Genomic DNA, 942 nt, shown 5'->3' with positions numbered 1-942 from the left:
GCTCGTTTGCCAGCTCCCCGAACCTTATCGCAGGCTTCCACGTCTTTCATCGCCTCTGACTGCCAAGGCATCCACCGTATGCGCTTAGTTGCTTGACTATATAACCCCAAGACAACTGATCACGAATTCACACCCATCACCAGGCAAGCCTGATTCAGAGGTTTCTTCGAGACAGCCACTTGAAGCAATAGAACAACCACTTCAACGACAACACCGGATAACGCTTGAAATCGCTATCACTTTGAACAGTTCCTCTCGGAGATAATGAGAGAAATCTATTCGTGTTCTATCTCGTCCAATTTGTTAAAGAGCAAATCTGACCCAGTGATCAGAAAGAAAACCTTCAGTCGCCACTCTCAACAGAGTCACACAACTGAAACGCTTGTTTCTGTACACTGCTAACCCATTATGGCTAGTCAGTAAAATTTGGTGGAGCCGAGGAGGATCGAACTCCTGACCTCCTGCGTGCAAGGCAGGCGCTCTCCCAGCTGAGCTACGGCCCCAGAATCATCTAGCCATCACATCCAAGAACAGAATTTTACTGATCTAGGCGTCAAAGTGCGCCGCATAGCCTGCTATGCAAGTGCTTTGACAACGACGAGCAGTGAAATTCTGGTGGGTCTGGGTGGACTTGAACCACCGACCTCACCCTTATCAGGGGTGCGCTCTAACCACCTGAGCTACAGACCCGATTATCACGCCATCTTGTTGCACCTGGCCGTGTTGCAGCTTTCGCTCAGTCGGTCACGTACTTATGTACGCTCCCTTCTTCACTCAATCTGCGCCTTGCCATGCACAACAAACTGTCGCGCTAATTGCTCTCTTTATTAGCCAACCAAGTAATTCGTGTGGACTCTGACCGAAGCATTCGGCTTCGTTTAAGGAGGTGATCCAGCCGCAGGTTCCCCTACGGCTACCTTGTTACGACTTCACCCCAGTCAT

2 tRNA genes and 2 rRNA genes are annotated in these 942 nt (G+C 50.0%); all 4 read right to left on the bottom strand.

Going from position 1 to position 942, the window contains the following annotated elements:
* A 23S ribosomal RNA gene (locus LWH94_RS19255) occupies positions 1 to 98 on the bottom strand; the annotation flags it as partial.
* Positions 99 to 427: 329 nt separating this feature from the next.
* Positions 428 to 503, bottom strand: a tRNA-Ala gene (locus tag LWH94_RS19250).
* Between the two features lie 110 nt (positions 504 to 613).
* A tRNA-Ile gene (locus LWH94_RS19245) sits at positions 614 to 690 on the bottom strand.
* A 189-nt stretch (positions 691 to 879) separates the two neighbouring features.
* Positions 880 to 942: ribosomal RNA gene (locus LWH94_RS19240) — 16S ribosomal RNA — on the bottom strand; the annotation flags it as partial.

This window comes from Marinobacter sp. G11 (assembly GCF_021282325.1).
GTDB classification, from domain to species: domain Bacteria; phylum Pseudomonadota; class Gammaproteobacteria; order Pseudomonadales; family Oleiphilaceae; genus Marinobacter; species Marinobacter vinifirmus.
This window is presented reverse-complemented; position numbering and strand designations above follow the sequence as displayed.